Raw genomic sequence first — 21,885 nt, forward strand, 5'->3', positions numbered from 1 at the left:
GCACCCTTCCGAGGGATGCGCTGCAATTGAATCAAAACGGATTGTTAAGATTTACCATTTATAAACATCCGGAAATTTTGAGGATCCACGATGCGTTGCGTATTGATCGTCGTCCTCCTGCTGCTCGCCGGATGTGCGTCCGTCCCCCGACAGACGCAGAATGCCTGCGCCATCTTCGAGCAGCGCGACGGCTACTTCGATAACTGGCGGAAAGCCGCCTATAGCGTGGAGCGCGAATACGGCGTTCCCGTCCCCGTGCTGATGGCGACGGTCTATGCGGAGTCCGGCTTCCGGCACAACGCCCGCCCGCCGCGCACCAAGCTCTTCGGCTTCATTCCCTGGAAGCGCCAGTCGACGGCGCTCGGCTTCTCGCAGGCGCTCGACGGCACCTGGGCGCGCTACAAGCGCGAGACGGGCCGCTGGTCGGCAAGCCGCACCGATTTCGGCGACGCGATCCGCTTCATCGGCTGGTATCACACGGAGAGCAACCGCCGGAACGGCATCGCCCTCAACGACACCTACCGGCTCTACATCGCCTATTACCACGGCCACACCGGCTACCAGCGCGGCAACTGGAGCGCGACGGCGAAGGCGGGCGCCAAGCGGGCGACGACCATGGCCGGCAATTATGCGCGGCAATTGCAGAGCTGCGGCGGGTGGTGAGTTCGGCGGGGGCGATTGCCCCTCATCCGGCTGCCGCCACCTTCTCCCCGCAAGCGGGGCGAAGGAATATGCGGCGCTCTTTTCCAGCCACATGACCATGTTTGTTTGAGGAAACCCAGGCATCCTTCCCTTCTCCCCGCCTGCGGGGAGAAGGTGGCGGCAGCCGGATGAGGGGCAGACGCACCCCACAAACAAAAAGCCCCGCGACCTTTCGGTTTCGCGGGGCTTTTCGGTTTCTTCGCCGCCTCAGCTGTCGAGGAATGAGCGCAGCTTGCGGCTGCGGCTCGGGTGCTTGAGCTTGCGTAGCGCCTTCGCCTCGATCTGGCGGATACGTTCGCGGGTGACCGAGAACTGCTGGCCGACTTCCTCCAGCGTGTGGTCGGTGTTCATGCCGATGCCGAAGCGCATGCGCAGGACGCGCTCCTCGCGCGGCGTCAGCGAGGCGAGAACGCGCGTCGTCGTCTCGCGCAGGTTCGCCTGGATGGCGGCGTCGATCGGCAGCAGCGCGTTCTTGTCCTCGATGAAATCGCCGAGGTGGCTGTCTTCCTCGTCACCGACCGGCGTTTCCAGCGAGATCGGCTCCTTGGCGATCTTCAGTACCTTGCGGACCTTCTCGAGCGGCATGGCGAGCTTTTCGGCCAGTTCCTCCGGCGTCGGCTCGCGGCCGATCTCGTGCAGCATTTGGCGCGAGGTGCGGACGATCTTGTTGATCGTCTCGATCATGTGCACCGGAATGCGGATCGTGCGGGCCTGGTCGGCGATCGAGCGGGTGATCGCCTGCCGGATCCACCACGTCGCGTAGGTGGAGAACTTGTAGCCGCGGCGATACTCGAACTTGTCGACCGCCTTCATCAGGCCGATATTGCCTTCCTGGATGAGGTCGAGGAACTGCAGGCCGCGGTTCGTGTACTTCTTGGCAATCGAGATCACGAGACGGAGGTTGGCTTCCACCATCTCCTTCTTGGCGATGCGCGCCTCGCGCTCGCCCTTCTGCACCATATGCACGATGCGGCGGAATTCCGAGATGGAGATGCCGGTCTCGGTGGCCAGATTCTGGATCTCCTGGCGGATGTCGCGGATCGTCGTGTTCTCGCTCTTGGCGAATTCCTTCCAGCCGCGGGCCGCAAGGTTGGCGATCGACTTCATCCAGTTCGGATCGAGCTCCGCGCCGTTGTACTGTTCCAGGAACGAATCGCGCTTGACGCCGTAGCTCTCGGCAAGGCGCAACAGGCGGCCCTCGTTCTGCACGAGGCGCTTGTTGATGTCGTAAAGCTGCTCGACGAGGCTGTCGACGCGGTTCTGGTTGAGCGATAGCGACTTGACGGCCGTGATCAGTTCGTCCTTGAGCTCCTTGTAGCGGCGCTCCTGGGCGGGCGACAGCGTGCCGGTCGCCTGCAGGCGGGCTTCCACCTGCTGGTCCTGCAGCTTGCGCAGCTTCTTGTAGGTCTCGGCGATCGTGTCGAGCGTCTCCATGACCTGCGGGCGCAGTTCCGCTTCCATCGCGGCGAGCGAGAGGTTCGACTCGTCGTCGTCCTCTTCCTCTTCCTCCGGCGGCAGGCCCTCGCCGCCGACATTGGTGATGTCGTCGTCGTTGGCCGCGCGGGGCTTGCGGTTCTTTTCCTTCTCCTCGGCCGCCTTGCGGTCGGCCTCGATCTTTTCCGGGCTCTGGAACTGCGGGGCAGCCTTCGCCTCGGGACCGGAATAGGTGGTCTCGAGATCGATGATCTCGCGCAGCAGCGTCTGGCCTTCGTTGAGTTCATCCCGCCAGATGATGATGGCCTGGAACGTCAGCGGGCTCTCACAGAGGCCGGCGATCATCGTCTCGCGGCCGGCTTCGATGCGCTTGGCGATGGCGATTTCGCCCTCGCGCGACAGGAGCTCGACGGAACCCATCTCGCGCAGGTACATGCGCACCGGGTCGTCCGTGCGGTCCGTCGGTTCCTTCTTCTTGGCGGTCGCAAGCGCGGTGCCGCCGGAAGAGGCAAGCTCCCCGCCTTCGCTCTCGTTCTCGTCGTCGCCGCCTTCGTCCTCGCCCTGGGCCGCCTCTTCGGCGTCCTCGTCCTCGATGACGTTGATGCCCATGTCCGAAAGCATGGCCATCGTGTCCTCGATCTGCTCCGAGGTGACTTCCTCGGACGGCAGGACGGAGTTCAGCTCATCCATCGTGACATAGCCGCGCTTCTTGGCGGCCTTGATCATCTTCTTGACGGCATCATCGGAAAGATCGAGAAGAGGGCCGTCGGATGCGCCTTCGCGTTCGTTTTCGACTTCCTCGTTCTCTTTGACCTTTGTCGCCATATTATTTCGTCGCTTTCCTGAGCATCAGTTTCCAAGCGGTCGGGGTTCCGCAGCCGATCACCCTTCGGCATGCGCAAACGCGAATCAGCGTCCCTGACCTAACGGATTGACAATTAAATCCCGATTAACCACGTCCCGGCCCGCGGGATCGTGGGAATGTTGCCTGAGCAACATAATTGACATGACTTCCCGATCCGCCGTACCCATTCCTTCTCAGCCAACCATGGTGATTCCCAGAATTTTCGGTTACGTCAAGCTTTTCCGGCAAAAAAGCCGGAAAAGGTTCCGATTCGGGTTCGCGGACGTGAAAGTCGGCGGATCCGGGCGATTGAGCCTCATGTAGGGGCAAATCCCGGAAAGACAAGGGCATGCGCCCGGCGCCTCCCACCCGAATCACCCGCCTCAGAACGAGCGCCCGTCCACCTTGTCGATCGTCAATGTTTCAAGATCGACCGCGGGGACGCAGCGCAGGTTCACCGCCGCCATCCTGTTGCCCTTCGGATCGCTCCCCTCGCCATAGGGCGCGATGCCGCAACTGGCGCAGAAATGATGCTGGATGACATGACGGTTGAACGTGTAGGTCGAGACGTTCTCCTCCGGCACCGTCAGCCGCAGGTTCTCGCGCGGCACGAAGGCCAGCAGCCCGCCGCGCCGCCGGCACATGGAACAGTTGCAGTCGAGCGCGGAGGTGAACTCGCCCTCCACCTCGAAGGCGACATTGCCGCAGTGGCAGCTTCCCTCGTACTTCATACGCAGTCCTCCTTTTGTTCAGACGCATGCCGTTGCCGCAAAACCGCTGCACACTTTTGCGCGGCATGCATCAATACCAGTCCATGACGACCTTTCCGGAATTGCCCGAGCGCATCGCCTCGAAGCCGTCCCGGAAGTCGTCGATCTTGATGCGGTGGGTGATGATCGGCGACAGGTCGAGCCCGCCCTGCACGAAGGCGATCATCTTGTACCAGGTCTCGAACATCTCGCGCCCGTAGATGCCCTTCAGCGTCAGCATCTTGAAGATCACCTTGTTCCAGTCGATGCCGAAGCCGTCCGGCGCGATGCCGAGGATGGCGATCTTGCCGCCATTGTTCATCGTGTCGATCATCGAGCGGAAAGCCGGCGGCGCGCCGGACATTTCGAGGCCGACGTCGAAGCCCTCCGTCATGCCGATCTCCGTCATGACGGTGGCGAGATCCTCCTTCGAGGCATCGACCACATGGTCGATGCCGACCTTGCGGGCAAGGTCGAGACGGACGGGGTTGATGTCGGTGATGACGACCTTGCGCGCGCCGGAGCGCTTGGCCACCATCGCCCCCATGATGCCGATCGGCCCCGCGCCGGTGACGAGCACGTCCTCGCCGACGAGATCGAAGGAGAGCGCCGTGTGCACGGCATTGCCGAACGGGTCGAAGATCGCCGCGACCTCGTCCGGCACGTCGTCCGGGATCGGGACGACATTGTGCTCGGGGATGCAGACGAACTCGCCGAAGGAGCCCGGCCGGTTGACGCCGACGCCCTTGGTATAATGGCAGAGGTGCCCGCGCCCGGCGCGGCAGTTGCGGCACTTGCCGCAGACGATATGCCCCTCGCCCGACACCCTTTCGCCGACATGGTACTTGGTGACGGAAGAGCCGATCTCGGCGATCTCACCGACGAATTCGTGGCCGACGACCATCGGCACCGGAATGGTCTTCTGCGCCCAGTGGTCCCAGTTCCAGATATGCACGTCCGTGCCGCAGATGGCCGACTTCCTGACCCGGATCAGCACGTCGTTCGGGCCGACCTCCGGCACCGGCACGGTCTCCATCCAGAGGCCGACTTCAGGTTTCGCTTTAACCAGCGCACGCATCATGTTCGACATGACGAAATCTCCGCAAGGGATTCAGAAGACTCTTCAAATGACGCCCAGTTCGCGTCCGGCTTCAGCGAAGACGTCAATCGCCTTGCGAACATCCGCCTCGCCGTGCGCGGCCGACATCTGGGTGCGGATGCGCGCCTGCCCGCGCGGCACGACGGGGAAGGAGAAGCCGATGACATAGACGCCCTTTTCCAGCATGCGGCTCGCCATCTCCTGCGCAAGGCTCGCATCGCCCAGCATGACGGGAATGATCGGATGCCCCTCGCCCGCAAGCGTGAAGCCGAGCTTCGTCATTTCGGCGCGGAAGAGATCGGCATTGGCATAGAGCCGTTTCCTGAGCGCATCGCCATTGTCGATGAGGTCGAAGACCTTCAGCGAGGCGGCCGCGATGACCGGGGCGAGCGTATTGGAGAAGAGATAGGGCCGCGAACGCTGGCGCAGCCATTCGACCACTTCCCGCCTGCCCGACGTATAGCCCCCCGATGCCCCGCCGAGCGCCTTGCCGAGCGTGCCGGTGATGATATCGACCCGGCCTTCCACGCCGCAATGCTCCGCCGAGCCGCGCCCATGCCTGCCGACGAAACCGACGGCATGGCTGTCGTCCACCATGACCATAGCGCCGTATTTTTCCGCAAGGTCGCAGACGCCCTCAAGATTGGCGATGATGCCGTCCATCGAGAAGACGCCGTCCGTCGCGATCATCTTGAAGCGGCTGCCTTCCGCCTTCTTCAGTTCTTCTTCCAGTGCAGCCATGTCGTTGTTGGCATAGCGGAAGCGTTTCGCCTTGGAGAGCCGCACGCCGTCGATGATCGAGGCATGGTTCAGCGCATCGGAGATGATGGCGTCCTCCTCCGAAAGCAGCGTCTCGAAGAGGCCGCCATTGGCATCGAAGCAGGAGGAATAGAGGATCGTATCCTCCAGCCCGAGGAAGGCGGAGATGCGCGCCTCCAGTTGCTTGTGCTCCTCCTGCGTGCCGCAGATGAAGCGCACGGAGGCCATGCCGTAGCCGTAGCGGTCGAGCGCCTTCTTGCCGGCCTCCGCCAGCTCCTCGTTGTCGGCAAGGCCGAGATAGTTGTTGGCGCAGAAGTTCAGCACGCGCTCGCCCGAGGTCACGGTGATCTCGCCCGCCTGCTTGGAGGTGATGACGCGCTCGGACTTGTAGAGGCCGGCCGACTTGAGGCCGGCGATTTCGGATTGCAGATGAGCGATGAAGGCGGAGGTCATGGGCACGCACTCACGGCTGGAAGGGACGGTCGGATCGAAGGGCGGCAGCTCAAGCCGCGCGCGCCGCATAGGCAGCGACGAGCGTCTCGTAATCCTCCATCGGCGGGAATTTCTCGTAGCTGTGCACGGCGCCGGTCGCGGCGAAGGCGAGCTTCTCGCTGGTATAGGTCTCGATGAAGGGCCGGAACCAGCCGGTATCGTCGAGCATGGTCGGCCGGACATTGACGAAGAAATCCATCCCCGCCGGCCGCGTGAACATCCAGGTCATGCAATCGGGGCAGAAGTGATGCCCCGCCTCGCGGCTGGCGCCGGCGACGACAGGCTCGCCCGCCGTGACGGCAAAGCCCTCCAAGGGGATCGCCGCGCTCAGCGAATAGGCGCTGGCCGACATGCGCTGGCAGCCGGTGCAATGGCAGGCCATGGTCAGGAGCGGCGGCGCGCTGATACGGATCTTCACCCGCCCGCAACGGCAGGCTCCGTCAAGCGGCAAGGTCGGTTGCTTCATGGGCTCGGCTTCCCTTCCGATAAGCGCCGGCTTGTCTTGTTATCGTAGCGCCGGCGAATGGCTCCACGGCATAGTTCTAGCGCAGCCGCAGCCGGCGTAAAGGGCCGCGGCCCTGTTTTCAGGGCCGCTCGCAGGCAATCAGCAGGAACATCGGGCGGTTGAGCTCCACCTGCCATTCGGGATGCGCGGCAAGCTGCGCCTCGCTCGGCTTCCACTCCTCGACATGGCGGATGACGAAGCCCGCGGCGATGAGCGCATTCAGCGTCGTGCCGAGGGTGCGGTGATGCTTGACGACGCCCTTGGCGAGCCAGTCCGTCGTGCGCGGACCTTCGACGAGATAGAAATCCACCGGCCAGACCGTGCGGCCGTCGACCTCGGCCCAATCGGGCCGCGAAGGAGCCATATAGATCGGGTGCTCGATGGTGAAGACGAAGGACGACCCCGGCACCAGCGCCGCATGGATCGTGCGCACCAGCTGGTCGAAACCCGCGATATAATGGAAGGCGAGCGAGGAATAGGCGAAGTCGAAGGCGCCCTCCGGCAATTCGAGCCGGTCGAGATCGGCGATCTCGTAGCGCACGGCCGGCGATTGCGTTTCCGCCTTCGCGCGCGCCAGCATGTTTTCCGAAAGATCGAGGGCGAGCACGCTTTTCGCCCCCTCCGCGGCGGCATGGCGCGCGAACCAGCCGAAGCCGCAGCCGAGATCGACGACGCGCCGGCCCGCAAGATCGGGCAGCAGCGCGCGCACCGATTCCCATTCCGCCGCGCCCGCAAGCCCGTGGACCGAGCGGGGAAGGCTGGAATAGCCCTCGAAGAAGGCGGGCTGGTCGTAGATGTTCTGGGCCATGGCGAAATCCTTTCCGCCGCGGACATAGCGCCTTTTCGGCAAAGGACAAACCCCGCCATCGCGCCTGCCGGGGTTGACAGGAAGGCCCCACCTCTGTCCGGTGGCGCCACGAAAGGAAGCGACGATGACGATATTGGACAGGTTTTCCCAGAAAGGCCGCGTGGCCCTCGTCACCGGCGCCGGGCGCGGCCTCGGCTTCGAAATCGCCAGGGGCCTCGCCGAGGCCGGCGCGCATGTCGTGCTGACGGGCCGGACGGCCGCGACGCTCGACGAGGCTGCGGAAGCAATCGTTGCCGCCGGCGGCAGCGCCTCCGCCGCCGCCTTCGACATCGCCGACCGCGCTGCCCAGCGCGAAACGCTCGCCGAAATCGAGCGCCGGCACGGGCGGCTGGACGTGCTGGTCAACAATGTCGGCGCGCGCGACCGCCGGCCGCTCTCCGAAATGGAGGATGCGGCCATCGACGCGCTCCTCCTCACCGACCTTGCCGCCGCCGCCAGCCTTTCGCGCGACGCGGCCGCGGTCATGAAGCGGCACGGCCATGGCCGCCTTATCTCGGTCACCTCGATCAACGGCCATGTCGCGCTGCCGAACGACGGCATCTATCCCGCCGCCAAGCACGGCCTCACCGGCCTGATGCGCGGCATGGCGGTGGAATACGGCCCCTTCGGCATCACGAGCAACGCCATCGCCCCCGGCTGGTTCGCCACGGAAACCAATGCCGCGATGGCCGCCGACGACGAGCTGACGCCCTTCGTGCGCCAGCGCATCCCCGTCCAGCGCTGGGCGCGCCCCGACGAGATCGCCGGCGCCGCCCTCTTCCTCGCCAGCGACGCCGCCTCCTTCGTCAACGGCCATGTGCTGGTGGTGGATGGCGGGATGACGGTGCGGATGTAGGCGAAAGCCCCTCATCCGGCCTGCCGGCCACCTTCTCCCCGTAAACGGGGCGAAGGGGATTTGCCGCGCCGGTTTCCTCAATCATTGCCGGTTGGGAGCAAGTTCATTCTCCCCGCAAGCGGAAGGGCTGTCGATTTTTGAAGGGAAGCCGTCTCTTCATCCCCCTTCTCCCCGGCGGGGAGAAGGTGCCGGCAGGCGGATGAGGGGGACGCCGAAGGCAGGAAAAATCAACGGCTTTATTCGAAATGCCCCCCTCATCCGACCCTTCGGGCCACCTTCTCCCCGCTGGGGAGAAAGGAAAAGCGGCAATGCCGAATTCCATATGCGACAGCCCTGCCGCGGGCATGGATGTGCGCTGGTCGATGCCGAAAGGATCAGGCAGCCACGCCCTCCCGATCCTCTCACGCCGGCGGACCCGGGAAACCTCGGCATCCCTCCCTTCTCCCCGCCTGCGGGGAGAAGGTCGCGGCAGCGGGATGAGGGGCAAGCGCCCGCCTACCCCGCCGCAGCCGCCTCCAGCGGCGCGATATCCAGCTTGACCATCTTCAGCATCGCCGCAGTGACGCGGCGCACCTTGTCCGGATCGGGATCGCTCATCAGCTCGCCGAGCCGCGTCGGCGCGATTTGCCAGGAAAGGCCCCAGCGGTCCTTCAGCCAGCCGCACTGCTCCACCGCTCCGCCCTCCCGCAGCGCGTTCCATAGCCGGTCGAGGTCGCCCTGCGTCTCGCACTCCACCACGATGGAGAAGCTGTGGTTGAAGGGATCGAGCGGCCCGGCCTCGATGGCCATGTAGCGCTGGTCGCCGAGCGTGAAGCTCGCGCTCTTCACGCTGCCGGCCGGCCCGCTCGGCGTATCGGCCATGATAGGCGTGACCCAGTGGACGGAAGAGCCGGGAATGAGCGAGGCATAGAAGCCGATGGCCGCCTCCATGTCCTTCTCGAACCAGAGATACTGCGTGACTTTCATCGGAACGTCCTCCTGATCCGTCAACAAGGACGACGGGGGACCGAACGTTCCGGCGAGGCCCGCAAAAACTAGCCCGCGAATTCCTCGATGACGGCGAGGAACGCCTCGCCGAAGCGGTCGCGCTTGGAAACGCCGATGCCGGGAATGTCGAGAAGCTCCTCGAGATCGGCCGGCCGTTCCCGCGCGAGCGCGATCAGCGTCGTATCCGGGAAGACGACATAGGGCGGCACGTCGAGGTCCTTGGCGATGGCAAGGCGCTCGGCCCGCAACAGCTCGAAAAGCTCCCGGTCGGAACCCGAAAGGTTGTCGCGCTCGCGGGCGGCGGGCGAGCCACCCGCCCTTGCCTTGCGCCCGGTCTGCGGCCGGTCCTTGCGGAACAGCACCTCCCGCTCGTGGCGGAAGACGGCGCGCGCCTCCGGCTCCAGCTTCAGCGCGCCATAGGCGGAATGGTCGACGCTGATGAGGCCCATGGCCAGCAATTGCCGGAAGATCGATTGCCAGACGCGCGGCGCGATATCCTTGCCCGCGCCAAAGACCGGCATTTCCGTATGGCCGAAGCGCTCCGTCTTCTCGTTGACCGTACCCATCAGCACATCGATGACGTGCCCCGCGCCGAACCGCTCGCCGGTGCGATAGACCGCCGCGAGCGCCTTGATCGCGGCCTCCGTGCCGTCCCAGGTCTCGACCGGGTTGCGGCAGGTGTCGCAATTGCCGCAATGACCGGGATGGGCCTCGCCGAAATGCGCGAGGATGGCCTTGCGCCGGCAGCTTGCCGTCTCGCAGATGGCGAGCAGCGCCGTCAGCTTGGCACGCTCGATGCGCTTCACCTCCTCGGCCGCCCCGCCCTCGTCGATCATCCTGCGCCGCTGCACGACGTCGGCCATGCCATAGGCCATCCAGACCTCGGAGGGCAGGCCGTCGCGTCCCGCGCGCCCGGTCTCCTGGTAATAGGCCTCCACCGAGCCCGGCAGGTCGAGATGGGCGACATAGCGCACGTCCGGCTTGTCGATGCCCATGCCGAAGGCGACGGTGGCGACGAGGCAGAGATTTTCTTCCTTGAGAAAAGCATCCTGGTTGGCGTCGCGCACCGCCCGGTCGAACCCGGCATGGTAAGGCAATGCGCGAATGCCCTGCGTGTTCAGCCACGCGGCCGTGTCCTCCACCTTGGCGCGCGACAGGCAATAGACGATGCCGCTCTCTCCCTCGTGGCGCGACAGGAAGCGCAGGAGCTGCTGGCGCGCCTGATCGCGCTCGGCGATCTCGTAGGAAATGTTCGGCCGGTCGAAGCTGGTGGTGAAGACCTCGGCATCCTCGAGCCCGAGGCGCTCGATGATGTCCTCGCGCGTATGCGGATCGGCCGTCGCCGTCAGCGCGATGCGCGGCACGCCGGGATAGCGCTCGCCGAGCAGGCCGAGCGTGCGGTATTCCGGCCGGAAATCATGCCCCCATTGCGAGACGCAATGCGCCTCGTCGATGGCGAAGAGCGCGATGCGGGCCTCCGCGACGAGATCGGCGAAGCCGTCCGTGACGATGCGCTCGGGCGTCACATAGAGAAGGTCGAGATCGCCGCTGCGCATGGCGTCGCGCACGGCGAAGAACTCGTCCCGCGTCAGAGAGGAATTCAGCGCCGCCGCCTTGACGCCGAGCTGCTTCAGCGCCTCCACCTGGTCGCGCATCAGCGCGATCAGCGGCGATATGACGATGCCGACGCCCTGGCGGCAGAGTGCGGGAATCTGGAAGCACAGCGACTTGCCGGCCCCGGTCGGAAACAGCACCACGGCATCGCCCCCCGCCGTCACATGCTCCACCACCGCCTGCTGCTTGCCGCGGAAGGCGTCGTAGCCATAGACGCGCTTGAGCACGTCGAGCGGATCGGCGACCTGCGCATCGAACAGGGCGGAGAGGGAACCGGAGGGATTTGCCTGAATCATGACCTGCACTTTCTCCCTCCATTCTGGCCAAGCACGGGACCATCGGCAACCACCCGACCGACGACTTTTGCCGTCACGCACAATGTTCTTGCTTTGTTCGAATTTCAAGGGCAGGTTGCAAGAAAACTGTACAGACCAAAAGGGAGCACTCACGACGCATGGGATATAGTGGCGCCCACGCTAGAAGGCCGGAGCCAAGCGGCAAGGGCCGATCCGAAGGACTCTTCTATCACTGCCCCGCCAGCATCGAGACCCGAAATTCTAGTGGTGCTCTCTTGTACAGCAAACTAGCCAGCGTGTTTCCAGAAAACCCTTGATTACTCCCATCATTCACTCTCCGTATTGAAGGAGCCGGACGCTAGGGAGTTTGCAAAAGGAGCGTCCCGTTTCAAAGACTGTAATCTTTGCCCATCAAGCAAACGATCATAGTAATTTTCAATCCAAGGAAGAACATTGTTTACTTTTCTTTTGGTTACCGGATCTCCAGTAATTGATATATTTACACCATACAATGCATACCCCGGCCCAAAACTCGCTTCCAAATCATCCGGATCAACCTTCTGAACGCTTGCCGGATCGTTGATATCCCGAAAAGTCACGAGTGTCGGATAGAGTTCGCGCGGCAATGCGCGGGTTTCCCGCATGCGATAGAGACGATCGAAACCCTCGATCCGTTCCTCGCGCGACGTCGTGATCGGCCCGATAAATGTCTCATAGGCCATCTCGGGGTCGTTTTGGCTCATTATCGCGAAGAGATACCTGCCCGGAGCAACCTCGACAAACGCCGCTTCGCCGGAGTGGGCATGGTTGCTGGCTCCCATGAAATCCCCCAGACCATACCATTTGGGCCAGAAGCCGTAGGAGGCCTGAATGACGGAGCTGCCGCTTACTTCCCCGTCGGGCGTCATCACCCTGAGTTCGAGTTTTTGATTCCAGGACCAGTTATAGAAGCCGATCAGCCTCCAGCCTGACAGAGCAAACACCACCGCCAACAACAAGACTACAGCGACCGTTCGCCTGTGACGGCGCTGCGCGCCAGTCGATGCGGCCTGCGGCATTCTTCTCATACCTACTTCCCCGCCGGCCCCTTCACCCGGCCGGAGAGCACACCGAAGCCTTCGATGATGGCTTCCTGGTTCTCCATCCGGACGGTCTCCATCTGCACTTCCTGAAGCGCGCGCAGGATCTGCGGCACGCGTTCGTCGTCGCCCTCATCCGTCGAGACGGCGAGTTCGCGTTCCAGTTCGCGGCGCTGCCAGAGGAGCGCGCGGGTGCGCTTATGGAGGGCGAGCGCCTGGAGATAGCCTTCGCGGGCATCCTCCGGCGCGGCGTCTTCCGTCGCAGTCCACAGGCGCGAATTGCGGATCTGCTGGTCGAGGCCCTTGAGCAGGGTGTCGAAGCCGGCGGCTTCCAGCTCCTCGACCAGCCGGGCGCGGTCGAGCCGCGCGCCGACAGAGCCGGCAATGCCGATGAGGGCCGACCAGAGGCGCTGGAGGTCGCGGTTCTCGTATTCGATGATGGCGATCTCGTCATAGTCGCTGAAGAGAAGGCCCGGATGGTTGACGACGGTGAGCGCCAGCACGCTTTCGCGCAGGGCCGGCAGCTCCTGCGCGCCGCGCACAAGCGCGGAACGAGCGAGCCGGTCGGAAATGCCGGAGGGGACCATATTGCCCTGCGGCCCGCCGCGGCCGCCGCCCCTGCCCTGCCGGTTGCCGGAAAAGCTGCCGCCGCCCTGTCGCTGGGCGGGGCGGAAGAAGGCGTTCAGCCGCTCGCGCATGTCCTGCTGGTAGTGGCGGCGCACGTCCTCGTCGGCGATGCCCGCGGTGATCTGGCGCAGGCGCGATTCGAGTTCGGCGCGGCTTTCCGGCGTGTCCAGCGCCGAGCCCTGGACCTCGCGGTTCCAGATCATGTCGGCGAGCGGGCGGGCGTTCGCCAGCACCTTGTCGAAGGGCGCGCGGCCCTCGTGGCGCACGAGGTCGTCCGGGTCCTTGCCGTCGGGCAGCAGCGCGAAGCGCACCGTGCGGCCCGGCTTGATGAACGGCAGCGCGAGGTCGGCCGCCCGGTTCGCCGCGCGGATGCCCGCCCCGTCGCCGTCGAAGCAGAGCACCGGCTGCGGCGTCATCTTCCAGAGCAGATCGAGCTGGTTCTCGGTAAGCGCCGTGCCGAGCGGGGCGACGGCGTTCTCGATGCCCGCCTGGTAGAGCGCGATCACGTCCATGTAGCCTTCGACGGCGATGATCGTGCCGGCGCCGTCAGCGCCTTGAGCCCCCTTCCGGGCGCGGGCGTGGTTGTAGAGCACGCTCCCCTTGTGGAAGAGCTCGGTCTCGTTGGAATTGAGGTATTTCGCCGGCGCGTCCGGCGACATGGCACGGCCGCCGAAGGCGATGACCTTTTCGCGCACCGAGAGGATGGGGAACATGATGCGGTCGCGGAACCGGTCGTAGGAGACGGGGATTTCCGGCCCGTGCACGACGAGGCCGCAGGCCTCGATCGCCTCCTTCGGCACGCCCTTGCCCGCCAGAAACTCCTTCAGCGCGTTGCGGCTCTCGGGCGCATAGCCGAGGCGGAAGGTCTCGATGGTGCGGCCGGTCAGCCCGCGGTCGCGCAGATAGGCGCGCGCCTTCGCCCCGGCCGGCGTCTGGAGCTGGTCCTCGAAGAAGCGGGCCGCCATCTCCATGACCTCGACGAGGCCCATGCGCTCCTTCTCGCGCTGCTCGGCCTGCGGGTCCGGCTGGGGCATGGCGACGCCCGCAAGGTCGGCGATCTGCTGCACCGCCTCGGGGAAGGACAGGCCGTCGAGATCGGTGAGGAAGCGGAAGTGATCGCCCGAGACGCCGCAGCCGAAGCAATGGTAGCGGCCCTTGCGGTCCTCGCAGTGGAAGGACGGCGATTTCTCGCCATGGAACGGGCAGCAGGCCCAGTAATCCCCGCGCGAGACATTGGTCTTCCTGCGATCCCAGGTCACGCGTCGGCCGATCACGTCCGAAATGGGGACGCGGTCGCGAATCTCGTCTAGGAAGGCGTTGGAAAAGCGCATGGGTACCTCGGTCGAGGTTCATATAACCATGCGCGGGGCCCACCGCCAGCATTACCGCCCGGCGCCACGGCAATTCACAGGCTCAGGCTCAAAATCCCATGTCGGGCGCGTAGAAGCAGCGGGGCGTATCCTCGGTCGGGTAGAGGCAGAGATGGTACTCGCCGTCCTGCGAACGCCGGGCTGTGCCCTGCGGCAGGAGGAAGATATGGCGGCGGGTGGCGAGGCGGTGGTCGCCCGGCGCCAGCGTCACCTGATAGTCCCCGTGGACGATGCGCACGGCGGTCGCCGGGATCATCTGGCAGTCACCATTGTGGTTGCTGCCGTTGCAACAATATTGCTCGTACTGCCAGCCGCTCGGCGCATCGTGCGCGAGGGCCGGCCCGGCAAGGACGATGGCTGCGAGGGAAAGAAGAAACGTCGCACGCATGGGTTCGGCCTCCGTTTCATGGAACGGCCACCGGGAACCTCGACGCTAGACAATCCGGCGGCACCACATGCACTTCGCCGGGGCGGGCGGTGACGTTCGACGACGCATCGTCACGCTCCTATTGCTGCGAGCTCAACTTTGCTCCTTCCTTTTGGTTCCTGCAAGCCGCAGGCCGGAAACGAAAAAGGCGGCCATCGGCCGCCTTCATGATTGCAAAAAAAGCCGCCGTTTACTTCAGCAGGTCCTTCACCACGCCGGATGCCTTGGCGAAGTCCATCTGGCCGGGATGGCGCTCCTTGAGCACGGCCATGACCTTGCCCATGTCGCGCAAGCCCTGCGCGCCGATCTCGGCGATCACGCCGGAAATCAGCGCCCTCACCTTCTCGTCGGAGAGCTGCTCCGGCATGAAGCCCTGGATCACGGTGATTTCCTCGCGCTCCTGGGCGGCAAGTTCCGGGCGGCCGTTTTCCGCGAAGATCTTGGCGGATTCCTCGCGCTGCTTGATCATCTTGGCGAGGATCTGCAGCAGTTCGTCGTTTTCCACCGGACCCTTGCCGGCACCGCGGTTGGCGATGTCGCGGTCCTTCAGCGTGGCCTGGATCAGGCGCAGCGTGGAGACACGGCAGGCATCCCTGGCCTTGAGTGCATCCTTGAGGGCGTTTGCGATGGTCTCGCGCATCATTTTCTCCATATGAGGCCTGCCCGCGGGGTGCGCGGCGCGGCCTTTCTCGTCGTTCGATTGTGCATGCTCATAGACCGGCCAGGGGCCTGACGGCAAACGGATTACGCAAGCGATTGATTTTCCATGCTTTATAATTCCGCGCAATCCACAGGCGACGGTTGACCCCGCCCCGCGCTTTGTCTATTTTCCGGCACCTGCACGAAAATCGGCAATCAGGGCGAACCAACGCGGGTTTCCGCGCGCCTTTGCCTGCGATCTTAAATGGTGCCCAAGCTCCCGGCCTTCAAGCCGGCGCCCGGTGCCGGAAACGGGATACTCATGACCTCGACCCCCGCATGGACCTCCGAAAAGCCCACCGCCCTCCTCGTCCTTGCCGACGGCACCGTGATCGAAGGCAAGGGCATCGGCGCCACCGGCAAGGTGACCGCGGAAGTCTGCTTCAACACCGCGCTGACGGGCTACCAGGAAATCCTGACCGACCCCTCCTACCTCGGCCAGATCGTCACCTTCACCTTCCCGCATATCGGCAATGTCGGCGCCAATGACGAGGACATCGAGGACCTGACGCCGGCTGCCCGCCACGGCGCCGTCGGCACGATCTTCAAGGCCGACATCACCGAGCCGTCGAACTACCGCGCCGCAAAGCACCTCGACGCCTGGCTGAAGGCCCGCGGCATCATCGGCCTTTCCGGCATCGACACGCGCGCGCTGACCGCCTGGATCCGCGAGAACGGCGCGCCGAACGCGGTGATCGCCCACGACCCGAACGGCGTCTTCGACATCGAGACGCTGAAGGCCGAAGCCAGGGCCTGGGGCGGCCTCGTCGGCCTCGACCTCGCCAAGCCCGCCTCCTCCGGCCAGTCCTCGCGCTGGAGCCAGAAGCCGTGGGTGTGGAACGAAGGCTACGAGGACCTTGCCGACAGCGACGTGAAGTATCACATCGTCGCGCTCGACTACGGCGTGAAGCGCAACATCCTGCGCCTCTTCACGGGCCTCGGCTGCAAGGTCACGGTCATGCCGGCCACCTCCAGCGCCGATGACATTCTGGCGCTGAAGCCGGACGGCATCTTCCTTTCCAACGGCCCGGGCGACCCGGCGGCGACCGGCGAATATGCGGTGCCGGTGATCAAGACGCTGATCGAGACGGGCATTCCGGTCTTCGGCATCTGCCTCGGCCACCAGATGCTCGGCCTTGCCGTCGGCGCGACGACCGAGAAGATGCACCAGGGCCACCACGGCGCGAACCATCCGGTGAAGGACCACACGACCGGCAAGGTCGAGATCGTCTCGATGAACCACGGCTTCGCCGTCGCCTCGTCGTCCCTGCCCGACGGCGTCGAGGAGACCCACGTTTCCCTGTTCGACGGCACGAATTGCGGCCTACGCCTTGTCGGCAAGCCGGTCTTCTCCGTGCAGCACCACCCGGAAGCCTCCCCCGGTCCGCAGGACAGCCACTACCTCTTCCGCCGCTTCATCAACCTGGTGCGCGAGAGGAAGGGCGAGGAAGCCATCCCGGAACGCGCGTAAGCAGGCGATCCGCCCACCATCGACGTGAAAAGCCCGCCGGAGCGATCCGGCGGGCTTTTCTTATCGCCACCCTCGGGCGTCAGGCGCCCCTCTGCCTCACCAGCCGGTAGAAGCGCAGGTTGAGCAGGATGGAGGCGGTGGAGAGGCCGGCGAGGAAGCCGAACCAGATGCCGATGCCGCCGAACCCCGCCGGAAAGGCGAAGAGCCAGGCGGCAAAGAAGCCGACCGGCCAGTAGGAGACCAGCGCCAGCAGCATCGGGATACGCGTGTCCTTCAGACCGCGCAGCAGGCCGGCGGCAATCGCCTGCAGGCCGTCGACGAGCTGGAAGAGGCCCGCGACCACCACGAAGGGGCCGGCGATGGCGAGAACCGCGGCCGAATCCCTGCCCGCCTTGTCGAGGAAGATCGAGGCGAGCTTCGTCGGGATGAGCGCGAAGAGCAGGCCGCCGCCAACCGCAATGGTCGCCGCGATGACGAGCACCGCCCAGGCCGCGCGCACGACGCCGAGATGGTCGCCGCGCCCGTGCGCCACGCCGACGCGCACCGTGCCCGCCTGCGCAAGGCCGAGCGGAACCATGAAGGCGACGGAGGCGAGCTGGAGGGCAATGCCGTGCGCCGCAAGCTCCAGCGTGCCGATATTGCCCATCAGCAGCGAGGCGCCGGTGAAGAGGCTGACTTCCGCCAGCATGGTGAGGCCGATCGGCAGGCCGAGATAGACGACCTCGCGCAGCGCCCCCCAGTCCGGCCGCCAGAAGCGCACGAAAAGCTCGTAGCGGCGCATGTCCGGCTGCGCCTGGATATAGGCGGTGATCAGCACGAAGCTCAGCACGTTCACGCCGACCGAAACGATGGCCGCGCCCTCCATGCCCATGGCCGGAAAGCCGAAATGGCCGAGCACCAGCGCATAGGCGAAGAAGGCGTTCACCGTCAGGATGACGATCGTGACATAGAGCACGATGCCTGCCCGGCCGTGCGCGCTGACGAGGCCGCGCAGCGTCATGAAGAGCAGCGCCGGGCCGATGCCCCATTGCGCGATCTTCAGGTAGCTGCCGGCAAGCGCGGCGACCTCCGGCTTCTGGCCGGCAAAGAGCAGGATGTTCTCCGCATTGTAGAAGAGCGGGATCATCAGCGCCGCATAGAAGAGCACCACCCACATGCCCATGCGCACGGAACGGCGCACGGAAACCGTGTCGCCCCGGCCATAGGCCTGCGCCACCATGGGCATGACGGCATTGGCAAAGCCCGAGCCGAGGATGAAGATGGTGAAGAAGAACTGGCTGGACAGCACGATCGCCGCGAGATGCGCCGCGCCGAGCCGGCCGAGGATCACCACGTCCGTCGTGTGGATGCCGAGCTGGGCGAGCTGGGCGCCGATCAGCGGCACGCCGAGCGTCAGGGTCGCCCGGAAATGCCGCCCCCAACCGTTGTCCTCGCGATGCGTTGCCATGTGCATGATAGTTCTCACTTTCGCCTCGCTTCCGATCACAAGTTCCGGTCGCGATCAATCGAATAGATTTGATAACGTCATCAAAAATGCGCGGAAACGGCGCTCCGGGACCGTTTCCGGACGAAAATTTCGTCGAAATGTCACGTTTGAAAGCGCTTCAGGCGCTTTCCGGGGCGAAATTCCCGCTCGGGCCGACACCGGCCCCCTTCAGCTTGACGAGGAAGATCGCGAGGCCCACGAGGAGGATGAGCGCCGCCACCGCGAACGGCGCGCCGGCAAAGGCGACGGGCGCGGACGGTGCGGTGAAATGGCTGAAGACCTGCGTGAAGATCAGCGGTCCGATGATGGTCGTGATCGAGGAAACGCTGGTCAGCGCCCCTTGCAGCTCGCCCTGCGCCGAGGCAGGCACGCGGGCGGAGGCGATGGACCGCAGCGGCGGATCGGCCAGCGCCTCCAGCGCCGTCAGGACGATGACGGCATAGATCATCCAGCCCTGCCAGGCCGCGGCATAGCCGGAAAGCGCGACGACCGAGAAGACGAGGCCGAGGACGGCCGTGCGGTATTCGCCGATCCTCGGCACGATGCGCGGCAGGACGAAGCCCATGACAACCGCCCCGCCGATCCCGAAGATGCCGAGCGACAGGCCGATCTGCCCCTCGCTCCAGCCGTAGCGATAGGCGCCGACGAAGGACCAGACCGCCGGATAGACGGCATGCGCCAAGCCATAACAGAGGAAGACGACGCCGACCCACAGCACGCCGGGATAGTTGCGCATCTGCATGAGCGTGCCGAGCGGATTGGCGCGGGCAAGCTCGAAGGGGCGGCGATTGTGCGCCGCAAGGCTCTCCGGCAGCAGGATCCACGCACCGACGAAATTGAGGAAGGCGAGCGCGGCCGCGCCGTAGAAGGGGATGCGCGGCCCGAACTCGCCGAGAAGCCCGCCGATCACCGGCCCGATGACGAAGCCGGTGCCGAAGGCGATGCCCATCAGCCCGAAATTCTTCGAACGCGTCTCGTCGTTCGACACATCCGCGATATAGGCGGCCGCCGTGCTGAAGCTCGCGCCGCTGATGCCCGCCAGCACCCGCCCGACGAAGAGCATCCAGTAGCTTACCGCCAGCGCGCAGATGAGATTGTCGATGGCGAAGGTCAGGATGCAGGCCAGCAGCACCGGCCGCCGGCCGAAGCGATCCGAAAGATTGCCGATGAGCGGCGCGAACAGGAACTGCATGCCGGCATAGACGAGCAGCAGCCAGCCGCCGTCGATGGCCGCCTGGCTGATGTCGTCGCCCGTCAGCTCGCGCAGATAGGTCGGCAGGACCGGCATGATGATGGCGATGCCGATCACGTCGAGGAACATGATCATGAAGACGAGAAAGAGCCCGCGCCGGGTGGACCTGGCATCGACCATGGATTGACCTCGAAAGAATGAACGGCGCCCGCAGGGGGCGAAAATGTCAGGCGGCGAGTTCTATTTCACTTTCTCCAGCGAAACAATCCGTGAACATCTCAAAAGTTTTGATGGTTCCGATGCGATTTCCTGATGCCGGGCCTCAATCGGGCCAGGGATTGGCCTTGACGAAATCCACGAAGGCGCGCAGCGGCGCGGGCATCAGCGTGCGGCTCGGATAGTAGAGGAAGGGGCCGGAAAACGTCTGGATCCAGTCCGCCATGACGACCTGCAGCGCGCCCGAGGCGAGGTTCGGCGCAAGGAATTCCTCGAAGGTGCACAGGATGCCGAGGCCGGCCGCGGCGGCATGCTGCTCCACCTCGCTCGACTCGGAGATGAGGCAGGCTGGCGGCATGATGGAGATGCGCTCCTCGCCGCGCTCGAACACCCAGGGCAGCACCCGGCCGCTGGCGAAGCGATGGAGGATGCAGCGGTGCTGCATCAGGTCGCGCGGATGCTCCGGAACGCCATGCTCGGCGATGTAGGAGGGCGCGGCGGCGACGACATAGCGCTGGCGGCGCGGCCCGATCGGCACGGCGATCATGTCCTGGTGCAGCGCCTCCTCGTAGCGGATGCCGGCGTCGAAGCCTTCGGCCAGCACGTCCACGAGGGCGTCGTTCGACGCGACCTCCAGCGTGATGCCCGGATAGGCCTTGAGGAAGGCCGTGGCTATCGGCGGCAGCACGAAGCGGGCGACGATGCCCGGCACGTTGAGCCGCAGGCGGCCGACGGGACTGTCGCGCAGGCTGTTGACGCCGTCGATCGCCGCCTCGACCTCCCCGAGCGCCGGCGCCAGCCGTTCCAGAAGCCGCTCGCCGGCATCCGTCAGCGTCACGCTGCGCGTGGTGCGGTTGAAGAGGCGCAGGTTCAGCCGCGCCTCCAGCCGGCGCATCGCCTCGGAAAGGGCGGAGGCGGAAACGCCGCGCAGCTTGGCGGCCGCGCGAAAGCTCTGCACCCGCGCTATGGCGACGAAGGCATCGAGATCGGCAAGGGGGATCTGGCTCATTGTTCGGAAAATCGCACAAGCTGTTCGAGGAAGACCGGATTATCGCACAAAGACCGATGCGATAAAAGACGGTCGAACCGAAGGCAGACAACAGGAGAAGACCATGAAGACCGTAAACCTCGGCAAGACCGGCCCGCGCGTTTCCACCATCGGGCTCGGCTGCATGGGCATGTCCGGCATGTACGGCCCGGCCGACCGGGCGGAGAGCATCGCCACCATCCACGCCGCGCTCGACGCCGGCATAAACCTTCTCGACACCGGCGACTTCTACGGCATGGGCCACAACGAGATGCTCATCGCCGAGGCGCTGAAGGAGCGGCGCCGCGAGGACGTGGTGATCAGTGTGAAGTTCGGCGCCCTGCGCGGCCCCGACGGCATCTGGGCCGGCTACGATTCGCGCCCGGCGGCGATCCGCAACTTCCTCGCCTATTCGCTGCAGCGGCTCGGCACCGACCATATCGACATCTACCGCCCGGCCCGCCTCGATCCGGCGGTGCCGATCGAGGAGACCATCGGCGCGCTCGCCGATCTGGTGAAGGCCGGTTACATCCGCCATATCGGCCTGTCCGAGGTAGGGTCGGAGACGATCCGCCGCGCCGCCGCCGTGCACCCGATCGCCGACCTCCAGATCGAATATTCGCTGATCTCCCGCGGCATCGAGGACGACATCCTGCCGACCTGCCGCGAACTCGGCATCCCGCTCACCGCCTACGGCGTGCTGTCGCGCGGCCTCATCAGCGGCCACTGGCAGAAGGGTACGGTCACGGGCGGCGATTTCCGCGCCGCGAGCCCGCGCTTCCAGGACGGCAATGTCGACCGCAACCTGGCGCTCGTCGAGGCGCTGCGCCGCGTGGCGGAGGAAAAGGGCGCGAGCGTCGCACAGCTCGCCATCACCTGGGTGGCGGCACAGGGCGAGGATATCGTCCCGCTCATCGGCGCCCGCCGCCGCGACAGGCTCGCCGAGGCGCTGGGCGCACAGCAGGTCACGCTTGACGAAGCCGATCTCGCCGCCATCGAGGCCGCCATGCCGAAGGGCGCGGCCGCGGGCGAACGCTACCCGGCCGCCCAGCTCGCCCATATGGACAGCGAAAAGCACGCCTGATCATGCGAAAGCCCTCCGGCCTC

Annotated in this window: 19 protein-coding genes; 4 read left to right on the plus strand and 15 right to left on the minus strand. The window is 65.2% G+C overall.

From position 1 onward, the window contains the following. Positions 1-90: 90 nt before the first annotated feature. Entirely contained in the window at positions 91-663 is a 573-nt protein-coding gene (locus tag ACZ1A1_RS12075; protein ID WP_463620149.1) for a transglycosylase SLT domain-containing protein, read from the plus strand. Positions 664-909: 246 nt separating this feature from the next. Here the strand turns inward: ACZ1A1_RS12075 and rpoD are convergent, their stop codons facing one another. From rpoD to ACZ1A1_RS12105, 6 genes are all read right to left on the minus strand, one after another. Next, positions 910-2,961: an RNA polymerase sigma factor RpoD gene (gene rpoD / locus ACZ1A1_RS12080; protein ID WP_203319472.1), complete on the minus strand. Its 2,052-nt coding sequence runs from the start codon at positions 2,959-2,961 to the stop codon at positions 910-912. A gap of 402 nt (positions 2,962-3,363) precedes the next feature. Then, positions 3,364-3,711, minus strand: coding sequence for a GFA family protein (locus ACZ1A1_RS12085; RefSeq protein ID WP_463620150.1), 348 nt, complete (start codon positions 3,709-3,711; stop codon positions 3,364-3,366). A gap of 70 nt (positions 3,712-3,781) precedes the next feature. Continuing rightward, positions 3,782-4,819 (minus strand): L-threonine 3-dehydrogenase, encoded by a 1,038-nt coding sequence (gene tdh, locus ACZ1A1_RS12090; protein ID WP_203319474.1) that lies wholly within the window; start codon positions 4,817-4,819, stop codon positions 3,782-3,784. A gap of 33 nt (positions 4,820-4,852) precedes the next feature. Beyond that, complete coding sequence (locus ACZ1A1_RS12095) at positions 4,853-6,040, minus strand: glycine C-acetyltransferase (protein WP_463620151.1); 1,188 nt, start codon at positions 6,038-6,040, stop codon at positions 4,853-4,855. A 49-nt stretch (positions 6,041-6,089) separates the two neighbouring features. After that, positions 6,090-6,545, minus strand: a complete 456-nt coding sequence (locus tag ACZ1A1_RS12100) for a GFA family protein (RefSeq protein ID WP_463620152.1) — start codon at positions 6,543-6,545, stop codon at positions 6,090-6,092. Positions 6,546-6,663: 118 nt separating this feature from the next. Continuing rightward, entirely contained in the window at positions 6,664-7,392 is a 729-nt protein-coding gene (locus ACZ1A1_RS12105; RefSeq protein WP_463620153.1) for a class I SAM-dependent methyltransferase, read from the minus strand. Between the two features lie 124 nt (positions 7,393-7,516). On the opposite strand from ACZ1A1_RS12105, the gene ACZ1A1_RS12110 reads away from it, so the two are divergent. After that, entirely contained in the window at positions 7,517-8,287 is a 771-nt protein-coding gene (locus ACZ1A1_RS12110; protein WP_463620154.1) for an SDR family oxidoreductase, read from the plus strand. Between the two features lie 495 nt (positions 8,288-8,782). Here the strand turns inward: ACZ1A1_RS12110 and ACZ1A1_RS12115 are convergent, their stop codons facing one another. From ACZ1A1_RS12115 to ACZ1A1_RS12140, 6 genes are all read right to left on the minus strand, one after another. Beyond that, positions 8,783-9,253, minus strand: a complete 471-nt coding sequence (locus ACZ1A1_RS12115; protein ID WP_463620155.1) for a VOC family protein — start codon at positions 9,251-9,253, stop codon at positions 8,783-8,785. A gap of 68 nt (positions 9,254-9,321) precedes the next feature. Then, positions 9,322-11,184 (minus strand): DNA helicase RecQ, encoded by a 1,863-nt coding sequence (gene recQ, locus ACZ1A1_RS12120; protein WP_463620411.1) that lies wholly within the window; start codon positions 11,182-11,184, stop codon positions 9,322-9,324. 326 nt (positions 11,185-11,510) lie between these two features. Continuing rightward, entirely contained in the window at positions 11,511-12,242 is a 732-nt protein-coding gene (locus ACZ1A1_RS12125; protein WP_463620156.1) for a hypothetical protein, read from the minus strand. Between the two features lie 11 nt (positions 12,243-12,253). Further along, positions 12,254-14,221 carry a DNA primase gene (gene dnaG / locus ACZ1A1_RS12130; RefSeq protein WP_463620157.1) on the minus strand — a complete coding sequence of 656 codons (1,968 nt, stop codon included), beginning with the start codon at positions 14,219-14,221 and terminating at the stop codon, positions 12,254-12,256. Positions 14,222-14,309: 88 nt separating this feature from the next. Beyond that, positions 14,310-14,648: a hypothetical protein gene (locus ACZ1A1_RS12135; protein ID WP_463620158.1), complete on the minus strand. Its 339-nt coding sequence runs from the start codon at positions 14,646-14,648 to the stop codon at positions 14,310-14,312. A gap of 229 nt (positions 14,649-14,877) precedes the next feature. Then, a complete protein-coding gene (locus ACZ1A1_RS12140) occupies positions 14,878-15,327 on the minus strand; it encodes a GatB/YqeY domain-containing protein (protein ID WP_463620159.1) in 450 nt (149 codons plus the stop codon). Positions 15,328-15,648: 321 nt separating this feature from the next. On the opposite strand from ACZ1A1_RS12140, the gene carA reads away from it, so the two are divergent. Then, on the plus strand, positions 15,649-16,857 hold the full coding sequence (gene carA, locus ACZ1A1_RS12145) for a glutamine-hydrolyzing carbamoyl-phosphate synthase small subunit (protein WP_463620160.1): 1,209 nt from the start codon (positions 15,649-15,651) through the stop codon (positions 16,855-16,857). A gap of 79 nt (positions 16,858-16,936) precedes the next feature. On the opposite strand, the gene ACZ1A1_RS12150 is transcribed toward carA, so the two are convergent. From ACZ1A1_RS12150 to ACZ1A1_RS12160, 3 genes are all read right to left on the minus strand, one after another. Further along, complete coding sequence (locus tag ACZ1A1_RS12150) at positions 16,937-18,310, minus strand: MATE family efflux transporter (protein WP_463620161.1); 1,374 nt, start codon at positions 18,308-18,310, stop codon at positions 16,937-16,939. 151 nt (positions 18,311-18,461) lie between these two features. Next, positions 18,462-19,715, minus strand: a complete 1,254-nt coding sequence (locus ACZ1A1_RS12155; RefSeq protein ID WP_463620162.1) for a TCR/Tet family MFS transporter — start codon at positions 19,713-19,715, stop codon at positions 18,462-18,464. 142 nt (positions 19,716-19,857) lie between these two features. Next, positions 19,858-20,760, minus strand: coding sequence for a LysR family transcriptional regulator (locus tag ACZ1A1_RS12160; protein ID WP_463620163.1), 903 nt, complete (start codon positions 20,758-20,760; stop codon positions 19,858-19,860). A gap of 103 nt (positions 20,761-20,863) precedes the next feature. On the opposite strand from ACZ1A1_RS12160, the gene ACZ1A1_RS12165 reads away from it, so the two are divergent. Beyond that, positions 20,864-21,862 carry an aldo/keto reductase gene (locus ACZ1A1_RS12165; RefSeq protein ID WP_463620164.1) on the plus strand — a complete coding sequence of 333 codons (999 nt, stop codon included), beginning with the start codon at positions 20,864-20,866 and terminating at the stop codon, positions 21,860-21,862. Positions 21,863-21,885 lie beyond the last annotated feature (23 nt).

The organism is Shinella sp. R2-11, assembly GCF_055330205.1.

Excerpts from the sequence above, each read along its gene's own strand:
- ACZ1A1_RS12075 (WP_463620149.1), top strand. The coding sequence starts at position 91 with ATGCGTTGCGTATTGATCGTCGTCCTCCTGCTGCTCGCCGGATGTGCG.
- rpoD (WP_203319472.1), bottom strand. The coding sequence starts at position 2,961 with ATGGCGACAAAGGTCAAAGAGAACGAGGAAGTCGAAAACGAACGCGAA.
- ACZ1A1_RS12085 (WP_463620150.1), bottom strand. The coding sequence starts at position 3,711 with ATGAAGTACGAGGGAAGCTGCCACTGCGGCAATGTCGCCTTCGAGGTG.
- tdh (WP_203319474.1), bottom strand. The coding sequence starts at position 4,819 with ATGTCGAACATGATGCGTGCGCTGGTTAAAGCGAAACCTGAAGTCGGC.
- ACZ1A1_RS12095 (WP_463620151.1), bottom strand. The coding sequence starts at position 6,040 with ATGACCTCCGCCTTCATCGCTCATCTGCAATCCGAAATCGCCGGCCTC.
- ACZ1A1_RS12100 (WP_463620152.1), bottom strand. The coding sequence starts at position 6,545 with ATGAAGCAACCGACCTTGCCGCTTGACGGAGCCTGCCGTTGCGGGCGG.
- ACZ1A1_RS12105 (WP_463620153.1), bottom strand. The coding sequence starts at position 7,392 with ATGGCCCAGAACATCTACGACCAGCCCGCCTTCTTCGAGGGCTATTCC.
- ACZ1A1_RS12110 (WP_463620154.1), top strand. The coding sequence starts at position 7,517 with ATGACGATATTGGACAGGTTTTCCCAGAAAGGCCGCGTGGCCCTCGTC.
- ACZ1A1_RS12115 (WP_463620155.1), bottom strand. The coding sequence starts at position 9,253 with ATGAAAGTCACGCAGTATCTCTGGTTCGAGAAGGACATGGAGGCGGCC.
- recQ (WP_463620411.1), bottom strand. The coding sequence starts at position 11,184 with ATGATTCAGGCAAATCCCTCCGGTTCCCTCTCCGCCCTGTTCGATGCG.
- ACZ1A1_RS12125 (WP_463620156.1), bottom strand. The coding sequence starts at position 12,242 with ATGCCGCAGGCCGCATCGACTGGCGCGCAGCGCCGTCACAGGCGAACG.
- dnaG (WP_463620157.1), bottom strand. The coding sequence starts at position 14,221 with ATGCGCTTTTCCAACGCCTTCCTAGACGAGATTCGCGACCGCGTCCCC.
- ACZ1A1_RS12135 (WP_463620158.1), bottom strand. The coding sequence starts at position 14,648 with ATGCGTGCGACGTTTCTTCTTTCCCTCGCAGCCATCGTCCTTGCCGGG.
- ACZ1A1_RS12140 (WP_463620159.1), bottom strand. The coding sequence starts at position 15,327 with ATGCGCGAGACCATCGCAAACGCCCTCAAGGATGCACTCAAGGCCAGG.
- carA (WP_463620160.1), top strand. The coding sequence starts at position 15,649 with ATGACCTCGACCCCCGCATGGACCTCCGAAAAGCCCACCGCCCTCCTC.
- ACZ1A1_RS12150 (WP_463620161.1), bottom strand. The coding sequence starts at position 18,310 with ATGCACATGGCAACGCATCGCGAGGACAACGGTTGGGGGCGGCATTTC.
- ACZ1A1_RS12155 (WP_463620162.1), bottom strand. The coding sequence starts at position 19,715 with ATGGTCGATGCCAGGTCCACCCGGCGCGGGCTCTTTCTCGTCTTCATG.
- ACZ1A1_RS12160 (WP_463620163.1), bottom strand. The coding sequence starts at position 20,760 with ATGAGCCAGATCCCCCTTGCCGATCTCGATGCCTTCGTCGCCATAGCG.
- ACZ1A1_RS12165 (WP_463620164.1), top strand. The coding sequence starts at position 20,864 with ATGAAGACCGTAAACCTCGGCAAGACCGGCCCGCGCGTTTCCACCATC.